General features: G+C 38.0%; 16 protein-coding genes and 1 tRNA gene. 6 read left to right on the top strand and 11 right to left on the bottom strand.

Going from position 1 to position 17,212, the window contains the following annotated elements; translation table 11 throughout:
- Positions 1 to 26: 26 nt before the first annotated feature.
- Positions 27 to 695, bottom strand: coding sequence for a YARHG domain-containing protein (locus tag PYV58_RS05445; protein WP_034612492.1), 669 nt, complete (start codon positions 693 to 695; stop codon positions 27 to 29).
- Positions 696 to 901: 206 nt separating this feature from the next.
- Here PYV58_RS05445 and PYV58_RS05440 point away from each other — a divergent pair, with 206 nt between their 5' ends.
- Entirely contained in the window at positions 902 to 1,585 is a 684-nt protein-coding gene (locus PYV58_RS05440) for a DUF2306 domain-containing protein (RefSeq protein WP_034612490.1), read from the top strand.
- A gap of 43 nt (positions 1,586 to 1,628) precedes the next feature.
- On the opposite strand, the gene PYV58_RS05435 is transcribed toward PYV58_RS05440, so the two are convergent.
- From PYV58_RS05435 to PYV58_RS05420, 4 genes are all read right to left on the bottom strand, one after another.
- Positions 1,629 to 3,155: an NAD(P)/FAD-dependent oxidoreductase gene (locus tag PYV58_RS05435; RefSeq protein ID WP_034612577.1), complete on the bottom strand. Its 1,527-nt coding sequence runs from the start codon at positions 3,153 to 3,155 to the stop codon at positions 1,629 to 1,631.
- Positions 3,156 to 3,448: 293 nt separating this feature from the next.
- On the bottom strand, positions 3,449 to 4,294 hold the full coding sequence (locus tag PYV58_RS05430) for an SDR family NAD(P)-dependent oxidoreductase (RefSeq protein ID WP_034612488.1): 846 nt from the start codon (positions 4,292 to 4,294) through the stop codon (positions 3,449 to 3,451).
- A 28-nt stretch (positions 4,295 to 4,322) separates the two neighbouring features.
- Positions 4,323 to 5,276, bottom strand: coding sequence for a metal-dependent hydrolase (locus PYV58_RS05425; RefSeq protein WP_034612487.1), 954 nt, complete (start codon positions 5,274 to 5,276; stop codon positions 4,323 to 4,325).
- A gap of 375 nt (positions 5,277 to 5,651) precedes the next feature.
- Positions 5,652 to 6,608 carry a metal-dependent hydrolase gene (locus tag PYV58_RS05420; RefSeq protein WP_034612484.1) on the bottom strand — a complete coding sequence of 319 codons (957 nt, stop codon included), beginning with the start codon at positions 6,606 to 6,608 and terminating at the stop codon, positions 5,652 to 5,654.
- 458 nt (positions 6,609 to 7,066) lie between these two features.
- Here PYV58_RS05420 and PYV58_RS05415 point away from each other — a divergent pair, with 458 nt between their 5' ends.
- From PYV58_RS05415 to PYV58_RS05405, 3 genes are all read left to right on the top strand, one after another.
- Complete coding sequence (locus PYV58_RS05415; protein WP_034612480.1) at positions 7,067 to 7,576, top strand: hypothetical protein; 510 nt, start codon at positions 7,067 to 7,069, stop codon at positions 7,574 to 7,576.
- A 386-nt stretch (positions 7,577 to 7,962) separates the two neighbouring features.
- Positions 7,963 to 9,588 carry an NAD+ synthase gene (locus PYV58_RS05410; RefSeq protein ID WP_034612475.1) on the top strand — a complete coding sequence of 542 codons (1,626 nt, stop codon included), beginning with the start codon at positions 7,963 to 7,965 and terminating at the stop codon, positions 9,586 to 9,588.
- A 5-nt stretch (positions 9,589 to 9,593) separates the two neighbouring features.
- A complete protein-coding gene (locus PYV58_RS05405; RefSeq protein WP_004823222.1) occupies positions 9,594 to 10,637 on the top strand; it encodes a hypothetical protein in 1,044 nt (347 codons plus the stop codon).
- A gap of 135 nt (positions 10,638 to 10,772) precedes the next feature.
- On the opposite strand, the gene PYV58_RS05400 is transcribed toward PYV58_RS05405, so the two are convergent.
- The 5 genes from PYV58_RS05400 to rlmE form a co-directional block, all read right to left on the bottom strand.
- Positions 10,773 to 10,849, bottom strand: a tRNA-Met gene (locus PYV58_RS05400).
- A 221-nt stretch (positions 10,850 to 11,070) separates the two neighbouring features.
- Positions 11,071 to 11,385, bottom strand: a complete 315-nt coding sequence (locus tag PYV58_RS05395) for a DUF5713 family protein (RefSeq protein WP_004717317.1) — start codon at positions 11,383 to 11,385, stop codon at positions 11,071 to 11,073.
- Between the two features lie 158 nt (positions 11,386 to 11,543).
- Positions 11,544 to 12,398: a dihydropteroate synthase gene (folP, locus tag PYV58_RS05390; protein ID WP_034610858.1), complete on the bottom strand. Its 855-nt coding sequence runs from the start codon at positions 12,396 to 12,398 to the stop codon at positions 11,544 to 11,546.
- 131 nt (positions 12,399 to 12,529) lie between these two features.
- Entirely contained in the window at positions 12,530 to 14,419 is a 1,890-nt protein-coding gene (gene ftsH, locus PYV58_RS05385) for an ATP-dependent zinc metalloprotease FtsH (protein ID WP_275059717.1), read from the bottom strand.
- 179 nt (positions 14,420 to 14,598) lie between these two features.
- On the bottom strand, positions 14,599 to 15,249 hold the full coding sequence (gene rlmE, locus PYV58_RS05380) for a 23S rRNA (uridine(2552)-2'-O)-methyltransferase RlmE (RefSeq protein WP_004717323.1): 651 nt from the start codon (positions 15,247 to 15,249) through the stop codon (positions 14,599 to 14,601).
- A 198-nt stretch (positions 15,250 to 15,447) separates the two neighbouring features.
- Here rlmE and yhbY point away from each other — a divergent pair, with 198 nt between their 5' ends.
- Both yhbY and PYV58_RS05370 read left to right on the top strand, forming a co-directional pair.
- Positions 15,448 to 15,771 (top strand): ribosome assembly RNA-binding protein YhbY, encoded by a 324-nt coding sequence (gene yhbY, locus PYV58_RS05375; RefSeq protein ID WP_004717326.1) that lies wholly within the window; start codon positions 15,448 to 15,450, stop codon positions 15,769 to 15,771.
- Positions 15,772 to 15,782: 11 nt separating this feature from the next.
- Positions 15,783 to 16,322 (top strand): DOMON-like domain-containing protein, encoded by a 540-nt coding sequence (locus tag PYV58_RS05370; protein ID WP_004717328.1) that lies wholly within the window; start codon positions 15,783 to 15,785, stop codon positions 16,320 to 16,322.
- 113 nt (positions 16,323 to 16,435) lie between these two features.
- Here PYV58_RS05370 and PYV58_RS05365 read toward each other — a convergent pair whose 3' ends face one another.
- Complete coding sequence (locus PYV58_RS05365) at positions 16,436 to 16,900, bottom strand: hypothetical protein (RefSeq protein WP_034610852.1); 465 nt, start codon at positions 16,898 to 16,900, stop codon at positions 16,436 to 16,438.
- Between the last annotated feature and the right edge of the window lie 312 nt (positions 16,901 to 17,212).

The following is a 17,212-nucleotide window of genomic DNA, read 5'->3' as shown; positions in this document are numbered from 1 at the left end:
CTCAGATTTTGTGATTGATTGTGTGCTTAACGACCCCATTCCATTTTCGCCATATACGGGCGAATTTTTTTAATACGTTGGATATTGGTCTTTTCAATCTGAGTTAATTGATTTTCAACATTGGTACTGCATGGCATATACCAATTATCGTTAGCAAATTGAGAGGCGATCTCTTTATTGGCAAATGAATAACCATGACGCGCATAAATTTCATTACGCATCCAGTCCAGTTCCTCAGGAGGAATTTGTAGATCCTCATCTTTTAATAACCGTTGTGATGCAACTGGATAATCACCGACATCTTTTTGATAGCGACACTGTTGCGGCTTTAAATCAAAATATTTTGGTTTAACCTTAGCCGTTGTAGATTCCCAACTAGACTCCAACACATTCGGCTGATTCTGTTTTACAGTAAACGTAAACACACCACTACTTGCTTTAGCACCACTTTCTGTTGCGGTAATTTTATAACCTTGTGAAGTCGTCTGTACTTTCCCTGAAAAATTTTGTTTATTTTTACCAAGAACACTATAGCCTTTGACCTGATTACGATCGATAGATTGGATGAAAACAGCAATTTTCTGCTCATCATATTTTCCAGACCAAGATTTTTGCAACTGTTGAATATCCAGTGCATAACTATTCTGGAAACCAATCATTCCTAATCCGACGAGTGCGATTAAACTTTTATTCATTGTTATACCTATTTGTTATGAAGATATTGGATGCATTTTCACATTGATTTTAGATTAAATTGTTTGCTTTGTGATCTACTTTAAGATAAATAAATCAGGATTCATTGTGGTTTATTTTAAAATCTATGCCATCCTCAAACATAAATATGCTGTTTCAACCTATCTTCCACTATAATTTCTCAATCACCATTCCATTATAAGCAGTGATGAACAAAACAAAAACCGCCTTGGCATATTCAAGCTTGAGTCTAATTTCACTCGTGATCTATGCTTATTTATGCTATCTCATGGTCGCAATATGTTTGCAATATTTCCCATGGCAAACTGATCAGCATTTTCTCTTGTTAAAGCAAGATGTAGTCAATACTCAACCTTGGCAGGTGGCTTTTAAAATCCATGTGATCAGCAGTAGTTTTGTACTCATCGCTGGATTTACACAGTTTTTCCGTGTCTTTCGCACGCGTTATCCCCGAATTCATCGCTGGAGTGGTTGGCTGTATCTGATCACCATTTTGGGGCTGTCTTTACCCAGTGGCTTAATTTTAGCTTTTTCAGCGGCTGGAGGGTTATCCACTCAAATCAGCTTTGTCTTATTAAGTTCACTCTGGGCGATCACCACCCTATCCGCTTTGTACTTTTTATTGAAAAAGCGCTGGATTTTACATCGTGACTGGATGATCCGTAGTTTTGCACTGAGTCTTTCAGCGCTGAGCTTAAGGACATGGAAAATCGTGCTTTATCAGTTACAACCTTATTTTGATTGGTTAACCCCAATTCACATCTATCAGCTAGAATCTTGGTTAGGTTGGGTGGTCAATTTAATCCTAGCTGAAATCATTATTATTCGATTACATCGTCGCACAAGACAAAAAATAAAAGCCCTAAATTAATTTAGGGCTCTTATAAAAAGTGTTCAACAATTGAATACTAAGCTTATTTTTTACTCACACTATAATGGTTTAAATCTAGTTGTTTTAATTGGTTGCGTAATTGTTGCAATGACCATGGCCATGCTGCAAAGTTACGACCATTTTCGTCCAGATAATAAGACTTACACCCACCCGCATTAAATACAGTGGTTTTTAAATGTTTCTGCAGACGTTTGTTATGCTGGGCAAGCACATCCGCTTTGATTTCAAAGCGAGTGAATTTTTGCTCACGCATTTTTAACAAGCCATCAACAATATAGCCGACTTGTGCTTCCGCGATACCAATAAATGAATCATAGACCAGAATGTTTGGACCGAGGACTAAAAACGCATTCGGTACATGTTCAATACTGGCACCCAAATATGCTTCAGGTGAACTATTCTTCCAGCGCTCAGCAAGGACTTGACCATTGCTGTCATAAACTCGTTTACCAATCGGAGGATGTGAAACTTCAAAGCCTGTTCCCCAAATAATCACATCCACTTCATGACGTTCACCATTTGCTGCAACCACTGTATTTCCATCAATTTCAACCAAACCATGTGCAATCAGATTCACATTATCTTGTTGTAGTGCTGGATAATAATTGTTTGCAAACAATAAGCGCTTACATCCAATAGTAAAGTTCGGTGTCACTGCTTTACGCAAGGTTTCATCTTTAATTTGTAGTTTGAGTAATTGCTTACTTAGGAAATTAACAGGTTCCAATACTTTAGGATTACGCAATCCAAAGTTAATCCCATTTAAAATCTGTGCAATGCTATTACGCCAAGTTTGTTGAATGATTGGGAAACGAGAAATGATCCCTTTAGCCGTTTCGTTTAACTCCATATCCGCCTTGGGTAGTACCCACGGTGCTGTACGCTGAAATACGATCAGCTGTTTCACTAAAGGTTGTACTTGTGGGATAAACTGAATTGCAGACGCCCCTGTACCAATCACTGCAACACGCTTACCCGTTAAATCATAATCATGATTCCAACGTGCTGAATGAAACATTTCACCTTTAAAACTTTCAATTCCTTTTAATTTCGGCAAAGCAGGTTCAGTAATCGGTCCTGTCGTAAAGATCACCGTCTTGGCTTGATATTGACCTTTAGATGTTTCTAAATGCCACATATGTTGTGCTTCATCCCATTTGGCACTGATCAATTCATTATTAAATTCAATTTTCTCACCAAGGTCATATTTTTCCACCACTTCTTCTAAATAGCTTAGAATTTCAGGTTGCTTGGCAAATAAATGACTCCATTTATGGCTTGGTGAGAAAGAAAATGAATAAAGTGCTGAGGGTACATCACAACCGCAGCCCGGATAATTATTGTCGCGCCATGTTCCTCCCACACGACTGGCTTTTTCAAGGACCACATAATCGTTATAGCCTGCTTGATTCATTTTATAAGCAGCAGCAATCCCTGAAATACCCGCACCAACCACGATGGTGTCATAGATGTGCACAGCTGCTTTGTGCTGAGTCTTTGGCGCTTTTTCTTCAGCCGATTGTTCAAGCTTTTTAGATTGAGCACTTATTTGTGTTTCAACTTTTACCTCAGCCTTATTTTTAGCTTTAACCGGAGTTTGGACTTCAGCTTTAGGGTGATTTGCTTTCGCTGGCTTTGTAACAGTCTTTGCCTCAACTTGCTTATCTACAGGTACTTTTTCTTTAAGCTGTTTTGCTTCAAGCAATTTGTCTTGTGCTGTATTCGATTGAGTCACCTGTTTAATGTCTTCGACTGTAGTTTGGGTTGAGTTTTGCTCTACGCTTTTCTCTTTAGGCAGCGTAGCTAAAGTTGTTTCTGTTGTCATCTTGATTTACTCGCAGCTTATTTGATGTATTTGTTAAATAATGGATATCCAATACCCAGCGCTTTGGCATATAAGGTGGGAGATGCACGTTTTAATATCCAAAACAGTTTTGCATCTGGCTGAGGAATGGTGTACAGCTTGCCTGCATCCAAGTTATTTAAGGTTTTAATCACCACCTGATCACTGGTGGTAAATGCATGATTCATCAGTAAATCATCTGCTAAACCCGCATAATGACCAGGCAAACGACCATTTTTCATAATATTTGTAGGCACTAATGTTGGACACAGCACATTCACTCGAATGTTGTCACCGCGAAGCTCTGCTGAAAGGGTTTCTGACAATGCCAATACACTGGATTTGGTCACGTTATAAGCGGTCATTTCGGGAGCTGCTGTATAACCCGCAGCTGAAGCAACATTGATAATTGCCCCATAACCTTGTTGCTTAAACTGAGGAACAAAATAATGACAACCATGAATAACCCCCCAAAGGTTGACATGCATACACCATTGCCAATCGTCCAGTGAAACTTCATCAAACTTACCGCCCAGCCCTACACCTGCATTATTAATGATCAGGCTTACAGGATGATTCATTAATTTTTCGGCTTGTTCTGAAAGTGCTTTTACTTGCTCTTTCACACCCACATCACATTGCACAGCAAATGCTTTAGCTGAAGTTTGTGATTCAATCAAACTTACCGTTTCTTTGGCTGCATCCAAATTTATGTCAGCACAAACAATTGTTCCTCCGCGTTTTGCAAGTTCCATTGCAAAACTACGTCCAATGCCACTGCCTGCGCCAGTCACGACCGCATAAGCATTTTGGCTCGGCTTAACTTTTTTAGAAAAAATACCCATAAACTTTAAATCCATCTCTTTTAGGTTTTTATGAACGCAATGCAGGATAAAATTCTTTCGTCAAATATGGCGTAAGAAGACCTGTCTTTGGATTCAGCAGTTTCTCTTTGTAATAGTCCAAAAATTCAGATGTATCATGATCATTTGGATGAAAATCGGGACGCAGATAATCAAAAATATGTTTAAAGCTACTGCCGTAAACACCATCTTTTAAGCCAAAGATCAGGCGAAAATTATATGGAATCTCCTTCCAATAACGTAAGCTAATCAGGTTCTTAGGATTTCGATAGAAAGGCACTAAAAATGATGCAGCTGAAATCAGCACCAAAATCGTGATCAATGCGGGAAAGAATCCAGCAATACGTAATAAATAGTTATTGGATAATTCTTGAAACACATCGAAAGCAATATCCTTATGCTCTGATTCTTCAAGCATATGCCACATCCAGATTGCCCGTTGTTTTTCATCTTGCGAACGGAAGAACACTTCTTCATGATTCATCATATATTCTGCAAGTACCGCAGTAAAATGTTCGATACCAGCCATCAACGACAATTTCATCGGTTGTGGAAGACGCTCAAACCCATATTCAAATGCCCAGCCAGCCCAAGTACGAAACAGCTTTACTGGCAAATCACGGATTAAATAAGCGTCGTTTAACTCTTCATGCATTTTTGAATGAATCGCCTCTTGACCAATCAATGAGGTGACACGTTGCTTTAATAATGGATCGGTAATGAAATCACGATGATAACGAGCAGTATCAATCACAAGATCTTCACCACGAGTTAAGAAAATCGACAGTGACGCAAAATATGCACTTGCCAATTCTGCATCCATATAAAATCGATGATCTACTTGCTCTGGGTCAAAATCAAACTTCATATGTCGAATTGGAATAATCGGCGTTTGATTTTCCAGACTGAATGGCGCCGCAGCAAAAACTTTAGCAACGGCTTTCTTAATTGGCTTAGCGAACATAGCTGGTACTCTTTATTCATTTAATATGGCAATCCATTTCATCGTCTTTACGCTGATGAGCTACAGATCGCCTTTTGAGTAAAAACTCTACTTTGATGGCTAAAAATTACGACATGCTTTGTCAATTACCATTGGCACATGCATTCATTCGGTTTGCAAATTATGACAACCTTAGATAATTGTCAGACAATCACTTTTAAGAGTTGCCTCCACTGATAAAGAATGTCCCTTAAAAACAATTTTTATAAAGTGCTTGGTTAAAATCACAGCTTTAAAAAAAACTTTTCCTTCAAAAATTGATGGAAAAGTTCAGTATCGATCTACAACATCGTTTTTATATTGAATAGAAAATTTGAATGCTAAGATTGAATAAAATTACATCCGTAAAGCTGGGGTAAACGCTTTAACAAAATAAGGGGTGAGTGTGCCTGTTTCAGGATCAAGTAATTCTTTTTTGAAATATTCTAAAAGCTCAGTTGTATCATGATCATTAGGATGAAAGTCTGGACGCAAATAATCAAAAATATGGCCTAAACTGCTACCAAAAACACCATTGTCTCGACTAAATAATAAGTCCCAACTGCCCTTTGCCTCTTTCCAAAAACTTAGACTAAAGCTATTCATTGGACGTCGTAAAAATGGCAACATCAATGCGCCAGCACCTACGCCTAGACCCAAAGTAATCAACGCAATAAAGAATCCTGAAATTCGTAATGGATAATTTGCAGAAAGCACTTGATAAGTATCATAAGCAATATCTTTATGCTCAGACTCTTCCAGCATATGCCATAACCATAAAGCACGTGTTTTTTCATCAAGAGAATGATTAAAAATGTCTTGATGCGTCATGGCATATTGAGCAAAGACCGCTGTGAAATGCTCAATCCCAGCCATCATTGAAAGCTTTAAAGGCTGTGGGAATTTTAAAAAAGTATGATTAAAAACCTGTTCTGCTAAAAACCGATATAACTGCACAGGCAAATTATTTGGAATCATGGTTTCATTGTATTCTTCATGGACTTTTGAGTGAATTGCCTCTTGCCCAATCAAACTGGTTAGACGCTGTTTTAAAACAGGGTCTTGTATTTGATCACGATGATGTCGTGCGGTTTCGATCACCAACTCTTCACCATAGGTCAAAAAAATTGACAGTGCGGCAAAATAAGCAGTCGCCCACTCTTTTTGCATAAAAAATTTAACATCCAACTCATCTGGACTAAATTTAAAATTGAAGTGACGAATCGGGATATTCGCAATCTGATCTTTTAAATTAGGCAATCGACTTGGAAAAGCTTTTGCAAACACTTTTTTGACAGGCTTAGCAAGTAACATATGAAGCACCTATTGTTTATTTAGGGATCAAGGATTTGACTGAAAACCAGTTCAAATTCACATTTCAAGTAAAAAATCCTATTTATGTTGGAAAAGTAAGTCATCTAGATTCAAATACCACTGACATTTCAGGTCAATCCATTGGCAATTTATGACTATTCAATAAAGTGTCTGACAAATAAGGGCTGAGCTTGCCTCTACTGATAAATAATGACCTTTGCGGACAAGTCATTAGCTTTGGCTTACTTAAATCATGATTTAATTTTTGGGTGTACCGAACCCTAACTACGGATACGCTACATAACTGAAATCAGGCAACAAGAAAAGCTTCATGTCAGCATATATACAATAGACAGCTTTTTTAATCGTGATGTATCTGGGCCACAGTTAATCTTTGGGTCAAACTGAATCAGTGCTAAACTTCATGATGTACTTTTTACACAGCACAAAATAAAACAATGTTCAATTTCATTTGGCGCTTTGTACAGCTTCTTCAATTGGATCAATTCAAATATCGTAAATTGACAGATGGCGAAATTCGTATTAGCCAAAGTGTATTTGGAGATTTAATTGACTACAGCCAAGTCAAGGTGATGAATCATCCTTATTTACCATGGCAGCCTGTTGGGATTTTGATGGCGCCCAATGGTTATATTCACTTAAAAGATGCAGACTATTGTGAAGACTTTTCCTGTATGAGCTTGGGTTATCAAGCTGTTTTTATTCATGAAATGGCCCATGTTTATCAATATCAGCGTCATGAGAATGTATTACTTAAGGGGGCGATTTTACAGTCCGCACTTTACCTGAGTTTTGGTAAATATAACCCTTATCGCTACACCCTCATTCAAGGAAAAGCTTATTTCGATTACAATATTGAGCAACAAGGTGATATCGCCAAAGATATTTATTTAAATCGAATTGAAAATATTATTCTGGATAAAAATTCAGTCGATCCTTCAATTTAAGCGCTTTATTTTGATGCTAATTTAAACAAATTAAGTGATACATTTCACAAAAAATATTTAAAGCTGATTTTTTCCAATATAAAATCCAAAAAATAATGAAAAATCACTAGTTTCTATAAAAAAAATACACTAAATTCATGAGGTCATTGATGGTGTACTGAATAAACTTAATGAATCACTAGCTTCTGACGTTTTTTTAGTTAAAATACTCAATGTCTGAAATTTTTGCCTTGCAAGAAAATAAAGATTTTTGATGATTTTTAATGATTTTATAGTTTCGCCCTTTGGCAATTTCTGTGATATCTATATACATATGTTGAATAACTACATTTTAAAAATCAACAATTTGTATATAAATTACCCTATTGGAATAGGATTTGGTTTAAATGAAAAGTTTTAAAATTGCTCTCGCGCAATTCTCTCCATTCATTGGTGATATTGAGTCGAACGTTCAAAAAATGATTGAACAAGCCAATGATGCAAAAAAACAGAATGCTGAAATTGTTGTTTTCCCTGAACTTTCTATAATCGGTTACCCTGCCGAAGATTTGCTTTTACGCCCAAGCCTAGCAAAGCGTACTGCACAAGCTTTCGAGAAACTGTCTACTGTTAAAGACATCGTGATGGTATTTGGTTTTGCCAATCTTACTGACGATGGTCAACGCTATAATGCTGCTGCGGTGATGAAAGATGGACAAGTTTTAGGGGTTTACAACAAACAAAATCTTCCTAATTACAGCGTTTTTGATGAAAAGCGTTATTTTAATGAAGGACATCAACATCTTGTATTTGAGTACTTAGGTCATAAGTTCGGGGTACTGATTTGCGAAGATGTATGGTCTTTAAATACAGTTCAACAGCTTGCTCAACTCAATGTGGAAAGTGTTTTGGTCTTGAATGCTTCACCTTATGAAGTCGGCAAACCGCAACATCGTATTGAAACATTAAAAGAGTTGGCAAAACAGCTCCACCTCAATGTGGTTTATATCAACCAAGTGGGCGGTCAAGACGATCTCATTTTTGATGGGACCAGTTTTGTCATTAACCATTCAGGTGAAGTTGCGTTACAAGCACCAAGCTTTAAAGAAGATCTCTACTTTGCTAACTACCAAATAGAAAACAAAGCCTATCAAGTGGTTGAAGCTGCGCCAGCATTAAACACTATGGCTGAGATCTATCAAGCGTTGGTTTTAGCAACACGCGACTATGTACAACGCTCTGGTTTCCCTGGTGTGATTTTAGGACTATCAGGCGGTATCGACTCAGCTTTAACCTTGGCAATTGCAGTTGATGCGATTGGCGCAGATAAAGTTCAAGCCGTGATGATGCCTTATACCTACACATCACAAATTAGTGTGGAAGATGCCACTGAACAAGCAAAACGTATGGGTGTTACTTTTGGTATTGCCGAAATTCATCCTATCGTAAATAGCTTTATGCAGACCTTGTTCCCATTCTTTGGTAACTCACCTGCGGATACAACTGAAGAAAATCTTCAAGCGCGTGCACGTGGTACATTGCTTATGGGCTTGTCCAATAAGTTTGGTAACCTTGTGCTTGCAACAGGCAATAAGTCTGAGCTTTCTGTCGGTTACTGCACACTGTATGGCGATATGGTGGGTGGTTTTGCTGTACTCAAAGATGTTTATAAAACCATTGTTTTTGAATTGGCTAAGTACCGTAACAGTATTTCTGAAACGCCTGTGATTCCTGAACGGGTTATTTCTCGTCCACCATCAGCAGAACTTCGTCCTGATCAAAAAGACCAAGACTCTTTACCTGCTTATGATGTACTTGATGCCATTCTATATGCATATATTGAGGAAGAACAAAGCCAAGAAGACATCATTGCCAAAGGTTTTGAACGTGCAATCGTGGAAAAAGTCATTCAGCTTGTCGACCGCAACGAATACAAGCGTCGTCAAGGTTCAATTGGACCACGTATCAGCTCACGCGCATTTAGCCGTGAACGCCGTTATCCGATTGTAAATGGCTGGAAAGCAGGTGTATAAGCCTCGTGAATGTGAATAATTCACCTCCACCTTCGAGCTTTGCTCAGGAACTTGCTCAAGCACTCTTGCTTGAGCAAGTTCGCTTTATTAAAAAACAACTCTTAGATCAAAAAAATCCGCAATTTATTCAAAATTTTATTTCCCAAACTTATCAAAATGCAGACAAAATCCTTTTAAAAAATGTGATTCAACTTGAGCAACTGCAGTCTGTGGTGCAAAAATATGCTTTTGAATTGAATTTAGGCGCAGATATTCTTGAATTTATCGGTGTCGTCGCTCAAAAAATTCATCAATATGCCATTCATAGTCAAACCATTTTCAATGATCTACTCTCAGATGAGTCTTTTGAACTGTGGATGTTTAAAATCTTAGAATTAGAACAATTAAGAGACTATATTCAAGAAAACTTACAGCACAACCCGCAGATTCAACAGGTTAGCCTACAGCTTGCCAATCAGATTTTAGAAAGCAACACCCCTTGGCTCAACCAGCTACGTCAATACACAGTGAAACATAACCGTATTGGCGCTAAAGTCATCAGCTTTATTCAAGATCAACAACACAATATTGAGCTTAAATTAGAACAGCAACTCGCAACTGCTATCCGTAGCCAACTCAGCAATATCATTCTACTGCCTAATGAAGACCTGGCAGATATCGCTACACATGTTTGGAATGAAGTTAAGCAACGCTCATTAAAAGAGGCTTTCTCTCAAGTTCAATCGATTGATTTTGAAGAATTCTTTATTCTTGTTTATGAAACTTGGAAAGAATTACGTCAAACAGAATATATGCAACAGGTTATTTTAAATGTTGTCGAAGCATTTTATGAATACTTTGGCGAATATAGCTTACAAGAATTACTACACTCTGTTGGTTTAGATCAAAACGATTTATTTATCGAAGCAGATCGCTTTATTCCACATACACTAGGTGCTTTAGATCAGCATGGCTTATTGGATGAGATCATTCAATCCTTGATTGCGCCATTCTACCTTGACACGCAAACACAAAGATTTATAGAAAATTATTTAGCAGAAAAAGCTTAATCAAACATTCAACTGGATTTTTTCAGTATTCTAAATATTCATAGCACGATGATAATTTTTATCTGTATCTACATCTACTGGTCTTTTGATGATGCACAAAAAAAGAGACCATGCAGTGAGCATGGTCTATAAAAATGGTGGCTATGACGGGACTTGAACCTGTGACCCCCGCATTATGAGTGCGGTGCTCTAACCAACTGAGCTACATAGCCATAAACTGTGTGCGCATTATCTAAAGTTATCTACCCTACGTCAAGCATTGAAACACACCAATGATCATACTTTAAGCAATTGATATTTAAATGTTTAAAATTAATACATATTTATGTTTTTATCGAAAAAATCAGCTTAATAAGCATCGTAAATAAGTAAGGAATTAAGCTCTCTCCTCCTATTAATCTCTAAAAATCGATAGCAAAAAAAAGAGAGTGGCTTACCACTCTCTATTTGCAACAAGCTCTTCCATTTCAATATCGAGATACCCTTGGTCTTGTACCACCATCATCATTGCTTCAGCAATATAATCAGCTGCAGTACCATCCAAAGAAGAATCAAGATCCTCAAACTGTGGCTTCATTTCATTAATTTCAGTCACAGTCAGTTTTGCCATAGAATAAATTTCTGCATCACTAAAGCTGGTTTTTGCCACTTTTTTAGCAAAATTTTCAATAAGTTGCTTAACCTCAGCAACTAGAATATCTGGATAATATTCATCATCGAACATTGGGAGAAGTAGATCGTTAAACATTGCAACCTAAAATAAAACAGCAATTCACGCGCTTATATAACACAAACCATACAATTCACCAAATTGATCGGGCAATTTAACTGATTAATTTTTCAGATGTAGATGATCTAAATTTTAAAAAAGATCAAACAATATCAGGGACTATTGATCATTCATCATTAAATTGCAGAGCGCATGGCTTGCCATACTTTAATTGCATCCGACATTGCTTTTACATCATGTGCACGCACCATACACGCGCCTTGTTGAATACTGAGCAAGTGTGCAGCAACACTACCTACAGCACGCTGATTGGCATCTGCACCATCTAAAGCTTCACCAATGAAGCGCTTACGAGATAAGGCTGATAAAATTGGATAACCCATGTTGTTCAGTTGATAAAACTCATTGAGAAGCTTTAAATTTTGTTGCGCATTTTTAGCAAAACCAAAACCAGGATCTATCATAATATTTTTAGGGTGAATTCCTGCCTGCAGTGCATCATCTACGCGTTGCTGTAATTCAGCAATTACCTCTTGAGTAACATCTTCATATTGGTCAAGATGATTCATTGTGGTTGGCTCGCCTCGCATATGCATAATAATCACAGGAATATTAAGCTCTGCAGCAGTCTCTAAGGCATGTGGACGAGTTAAGGCACGGACATCATTCCAAATATGTGCACCAGCCTTAACCGCCTCACGAATGACTTCGGGCTGTGAGGTATCTATTGAAATAATGACATCCAATTTGGCTAATTCAGCAACCACAGGAATAACACGACGTATTTCTTCGGCAATCTCGACTACAGATGCACCCGGGCGTGTAGATTCACCGCCAACATCAATCACTGTCGCACCATCAGCCATCATTTGCTTGGCATAAGCAACAGCTTGATCTTTTTGATCATGCTTCCCACCGTCGCTAAATGAATCTGGAGTGACATTCAAGATACCCATGACATGTGCTTGCGATAAATCCAGACTCAAACGCCCACATTGCAAAATTTGCTTGGGTAGTGGCATCAGTTGCATGTCAATTCTCCGTATTCAATTCAGGCTAGTTTAACAATTCAAATCAATAGCACAGTGATTTTTTTTCATCTGTGAATTTTTTCGTATAAAAAAAGAGCCTCGATTGAGGCTCTTGTTTATTCACTGACTGATCAGGTCGCTGGTAATGGTGGTGGTGTTGATGGACCGTCTGTAGGGGTTACATCAAGCACTGGATTTTCAGCAACATAAACCTTAGGTGGCTGAGGAACACGACCTTCCATGATGTCACGGATTTGATCACGATCAATCGTTTCCCATTCCATCAAGGCTTTTACCATTGCATGTGCAATATCTTTGTTATTTTCAAGAATATCACGCGCAACACGATACTGTTCATCTAGGATACGACGTACTTCTTGATCAACCTGTTGTTGTGTTGCTTCAGAAATCGTACGGCTACCGACATTTCCGAAGAAACCATTCTGGTTTTCATCTTCATAGACCATCACGCCCATTTTGTCTGACATACCATACTTGGTCACCATCGCACGTGCCATTTTGGTTGCACGTTCAAAGTCGTTAGACGCACCCGTTGACATTTGATCAATGAAAACTTCTTCAGCAATACGACCACCGAATAAGATTGAAAGTTCATTCAACATCTTAGACTTGTAATGGCTGGTTTGATCATGTTCTGGCAATTGCCAAGTTACACCCAAAGCCCAACCACGTGGCATAATTGTTACTTTATGCACAGGGTCAGTCCCTGGAAGAATTTCTGCAACAATGGCATGACCTGCTTCATGATATGCAGTCGCGCGACGTTCTTCTTCACGGATCACCATCGACTTACGTTCAGGGCCCATGTAGATCTTATCTTTTGCATCTTCAAAGTCATGCATATCGACGGTGTTCTTGTTACGACGAGCAGCAAACAATGCAGCTTCATTGACAAGATTCGCCAATTGCGCACCAGAGAAACCAGGTGTACCACGTGCCAATACTTTAAGATCAACACCTGTTACCGAAGGAAGTTTCTTCAAATGCACTGCTAAGATCTGTTCACGACCTTTAATATCTGGCAGACCCACCATCACTTGACGGTCGAAACGCCCCGGACGAAGTAATGCTTTATCCAGTACATCCGCACGGTTTGTTGCAGCAATGACGATAATCCCTTCATTCCCTTCGAAACCATCCATTTCAACAAGCATTTGGTTGAGTGTTTGTTCACGTTCATCATGACCACCACCTGTACCTGAACCACGATGACGACCGACTGCATCAATCTCATCAATAAAGATGATACATGGTGCATGGCGTTTCGCCTGTTCGAACATGTCACGCACACGAGATGCACCAACACCAACGAACATTTCAACGAAGTCAGAACCTGAAATACTAAAGAATGGAACTTTGGCTTCACCAGCAATCGCTTTCGCAAGTAAAGTTTTACCTGTACCTGGAGGACCAACCATCAATACGCCTTTAGGAATTGTTGCCCCTAAACGTTTGAATTTTGCAGGGTCTTTCAAGAAATCAACGATTTCCACAACTTCTTGTTTTGCTTCATCACAACCAGCAACATCGGTAAAGGTCACTTTGATTTGGTCTTCTGAAAGCATTTTTGCTTTAGATTTACCAAAACTCATTGGACCATTTTTACCGCCTGCACCACCACCCATGTTACGCATAAAGAACATGAACAATAAAATAATTAAAAGCACAGGAAAGCTTGCGATGAGAAGTTGCATCAATAAACCTTGACGTTGAGGTGCAGTACCTTCAACAACAACGTTATTTTTGATGAGTGTAGGCATCAATTCAGGATCTTGAACTGCTGGGCGAATACTTTCAAAGTTCGAACCGTTCTTTTTTTCGCCGCTTATTCTTTCACCATCAATTGTGACTTTACTAATTTGACCAGCATTCACCGCTGTGACGAATTCTGAATAATTCATCGCAGAAGGCTTACTGCGGTCACTGAGATTGCTGAAGATTAAGATCAGCACACCCAGTATGACCAGCCACAATACGGCATTTTTGAAGTAATCGCTCAAAGCTTTATTCCCATATATAACTATTTTGATCAGGCTCAATCTTGCTTGATCGTAACAAAAAGCGAGTAATGAATTTCGCAATAAAGGTTAAAAAGGTACAAAATGCACAATTTTTAACAACTTGGCAAGCATTTGTTGGCAATTCATTACGAAGAATGAACATACCTCAAAAACACCAGCTATTGCGAAACTTTTTTACGGCCCTGTCCAATTAAAAAAACTTCTTTTGAACGTGCACGTGAAGCAGCTGGTTTTGCTGTTTTTAACACATCAAAACTATCCACGACTTGCTTTCGGAACTCATCAAAACCAGTTCCTTGGAAAACTTTAACTAAAAACTGCCCTTTTGGTCCAAGAACCTTGTTGGCAAAATCTAATGCAAGTTCACACAAGTAAATCTGGCGAGGTTGATCTACAGCCCTATTACCTGATGTATTGGGGGCCATATCTGAAATTACAACGTCTACAGTGCGTCCATTTAAAATATTTAACAATTTTTCGAAAACTTCTTCTTCTCTAAAGTCACCTTGTAAGAAGGTAACATCAGGTAAAGCATCCATTTCTAAAATATCTGAAGCAATCACTAAACCTTTATCACCGACCAGTTTACCTGCGATTTGCGACCAACTTCCTGGCGCAGCACCCAAGTCCACCACGGTCATCCCTGGTTTAATCATTTTGTGTTTTTCTTGAATTTCAAGAAGTTTATATGCAGCACGAGCGCGGTAACCTTCTTTTTGTGCTTTTTTCACAAAAGGGTCATCTAAATGCTCTCTCATCCACGCACGACTACTTTTGGATAACTTCTGGTTGGTAATGCGTGTAGCCATAACTCTCTTGATCTAAACCGATAACTAACTTCTGATTGTACGTGAAAAAAATTCTCATTGCAGTATTCATATTGATTTAAATCGACAGATATTGATATGTTTTTTTGAATAAGCTTCATCGATTATTTCTACAGAATTTACAGCGTAGTGATATGGCTTTTGTTATACTAAGTCGTTTCTAAAATTAGGTTATCTTTTATGGCGGCTCTATCTATCCAAGAACGTAAACGTTTACGTCAAATCGGACATGCGTTAAACCCTGTTGTAATGCTTGGCGATAAAGGCTTGACTGAAAGTGTCGTTGAAGAATTAAACCGTGCTTTAAATGATCACGAGTTAATTAAAGTCAAGGTTACAGGTGAAGACCGCGAAGCACGTGCTGCAACGATTACTGAAATTGCCAATGTCACTGGTGCGGAAGTTGTTCAAACAATTGGTAAAATTGCATTGCTTTATAAAAAAGCTGCGAAACAAAATCCAAAATTGTCTAATTTAGTTCGCCACGCTCATCTTTCAAATTAAGATTTATTTTCATGGCAAGTTTCGAACTGAATGCATTTGATCGTCGTTTTCAAAGTATCTCCCTAGTTGGTGCGATTGAACAAATTAGCCCATATACACTCAATGTCGGTTATTGGTTAAGAGATCCCAATCAATTCATAATTTATCCTGAACTGGTTACAGCAAATCCACGTCAGGATTTCCTTTGGGAAAATACCTGTTTTGAGATTTTTATTGGTGTGCAAGGTGAAGATTATTATCGTGAAATTAATCTATCCCCTTCTCAAGCTTGGCAAGCTTACCAATTTGAAGAATATCGTTATCCTGAAAATATGCCACCAGTCGCTGCTTATGACATTGAATTAAATCAGTTAAAGCGCACGCATTATGGATTAAATGTCAGCATAGATCTTAGCGAGTTCATGCTTGCCAATAAATTAAAATGGTCAGACTTATTTTTGGGTTTAAGCGCTGTTTTAAATACCACGCAAGGTCAACATTTCTTTGCCATGCAACACAGTGGCCAACAAGCCGACTTTCACAATAAACGTGATTGGTTACATACATTTTAAAATACGCTTATGTAAACTGTGCTTGAAAATAAAAAAGTGAGGCAACTAGCCTCACTTTTTTATTGCCATTTCTCTTAAAAATGGCCTTCCTCAAAACATAAGCTTTACATATCTTATTGTTTTGTAGTTACTTTATTCCAAACTTCTAAAGTATGATCTTTTGAACGCTTTAAAGTTTCAGTTAACTGTACTTTATGTTTGCTCGAAATTTGTGAAACATCTTCACGAATTTCTTTACCAACTTCAGTTAACTCTTTCACTAAAATGCTTAATTCTGCTTTTAAGAAATCAGCCAATTCAACCAAATCTTTTTGTGAAGTTGAAAATTGTGATTTGATCACATCAAGACGTTGTACCAAATCTTGTTTAAAGTTTTGTACTTGATCTTGAACTTGCTCAGTTAATTGCTCTGATTCTGCTTCAAGTTTAGTTTTAGTTTCGGTAACCGCTTCAGCAACTTTTTGCTGTGCTTCTTTACCTAACTTCTCTAAACTTTCTGTAGTTTCAGTTACAACTTCTTTCAAAGCCGCAGTCTCTTTTGTTACTTTATTTGTAACAGTTTCTTTAGATATAGTCATATTGATTCCCCCTGGAATGTGAGTCAATAAGATACATTGAAAGGATAAATTTTAGATTTTGATTTGTCTGACAATATTTAAATACTTACAATTTCAAACAATTCACTTTAAAAGCAGAATTAATGCTAAATAGCAAGGTATTTATCTTAGATTATCCCTCGAAATAAAATAGACTTTCGAGAGGCTCATGCGTATAATGCGCTGTTAAGTTACAAGCGAGCAGACAAGAGGAGGGTAGGATTTAGTAAGCCTTCCTTTTTTTTCGTCTACTCGCTTTTTTACAGCCCTATTTTTGTGGTTTTAGTTCAGGAG

Source organism: Acinetobacter sp. TAC-1 (genome assembly GCF_029025845.1).
In the GTDB taxonomy this organism is placed as follows: domain Bacteria; phylum Pseudomonadota; class Gammaproteobacteria; order Pseudomonadales; family Moraxellaceae; genus Acinetobacter; species Acinetobacter guillouiae.
Note: the sequence above shows the minus strand (reverse complement) of the source record. Positions and strands in the feature narration are given on the sequence as shown.

Bases quoted from the DNA above. Each gene is read 5' to 3' on its own strand.
- PYV58_RS05445 (WP_034612492.1), bottom strand. From the start codon at position 695: ATGAATAAAAGTTTAATCGCACTCGTCGGATTAGGAATGATTGGTTTC.
- PYV58_RS05440 (WP_034612490.1), top strand. From the start codon at position 902: ATGAACAAAACAAAAACCGCCTTGGCATATTCAAGCTTGAGTCTAATT.
- PYV58_RS05430 (WP_034612488.1), bottom strand. From the start codon at position 4,294: ATGGGTATTTTTTCTAAAAAAGTTAAGCCGAGCCAAAATGCTTATGCG.
- PYV58_RS05425 (WP_034612487.1), bottom strand. From the start codon at position 5,276: ATGTTCGCTAAGCCAATTAAGAAAGCCGTTGCTAAAGTTTTTGCTGCG.
- PYV58_RS05420 (WP_034612484.1), bottom strand. From the start codon at position 6,608: ATGTTACTTGCTAAGCCTGTCAAAAAAGTGTTTGCAAAAGCTTTTCCA.
- PYV58_RS05415 (WP_034612480.1), top strand. From the start codon at position 7,067: ATGTTCAATTTCATTTGGCGCTTTGTACAGCTTCTTCAATTGGATCAA.
- PYV58_RS05410 (WP_034612475.1), top strand. From the start codon at position 7,963: ATGAAAAGTTTTAAAATTGCTCTCGCGCAATTCTCTCCATTCATTGGT.
- PYV58_RS05395 (WP_004717317.1), bottom strand. From the start codon at position 11,385: ATGTTTAACGATCTACTTCTCCCAATGTTCGATGATGAATATTATCCA.
- folP (WP_034610858.1), bottom strand. From the start codon at position 12,398: ATGCAACTGATGCCACTACCCAAGCAAATTTTGCAATGTGGGCGTTTG.
- rlmE (WP_004717323.1), bottom strand. From the start codon at position 15,249: ATGGCTACACGCATTACCAACCAGAAGTTATCCAAAAGTAGTCGTGCG.
- yhbY (WP_004717326.1), top strand. From the start codon at position 15,448: ATGGCGGCTCTATCTATCCAAGAACGTAAACGTTTACGTCAAATCGGA.
- PYV58_RS05370 (WP_004717328.1), top strand. From the start codon at position 15,783: ATGGCAAGTTTCGAACTGAATGCATTTGATCGTCGTTTTCAAAGTATC.
- PYV58_RS05365 (WP_034610852.1), bottom strand. From the start codon at position 16,900: ATGACTATATCTAAAGAAACTGTTACAAATAAAGTAACAAAAGAGACT.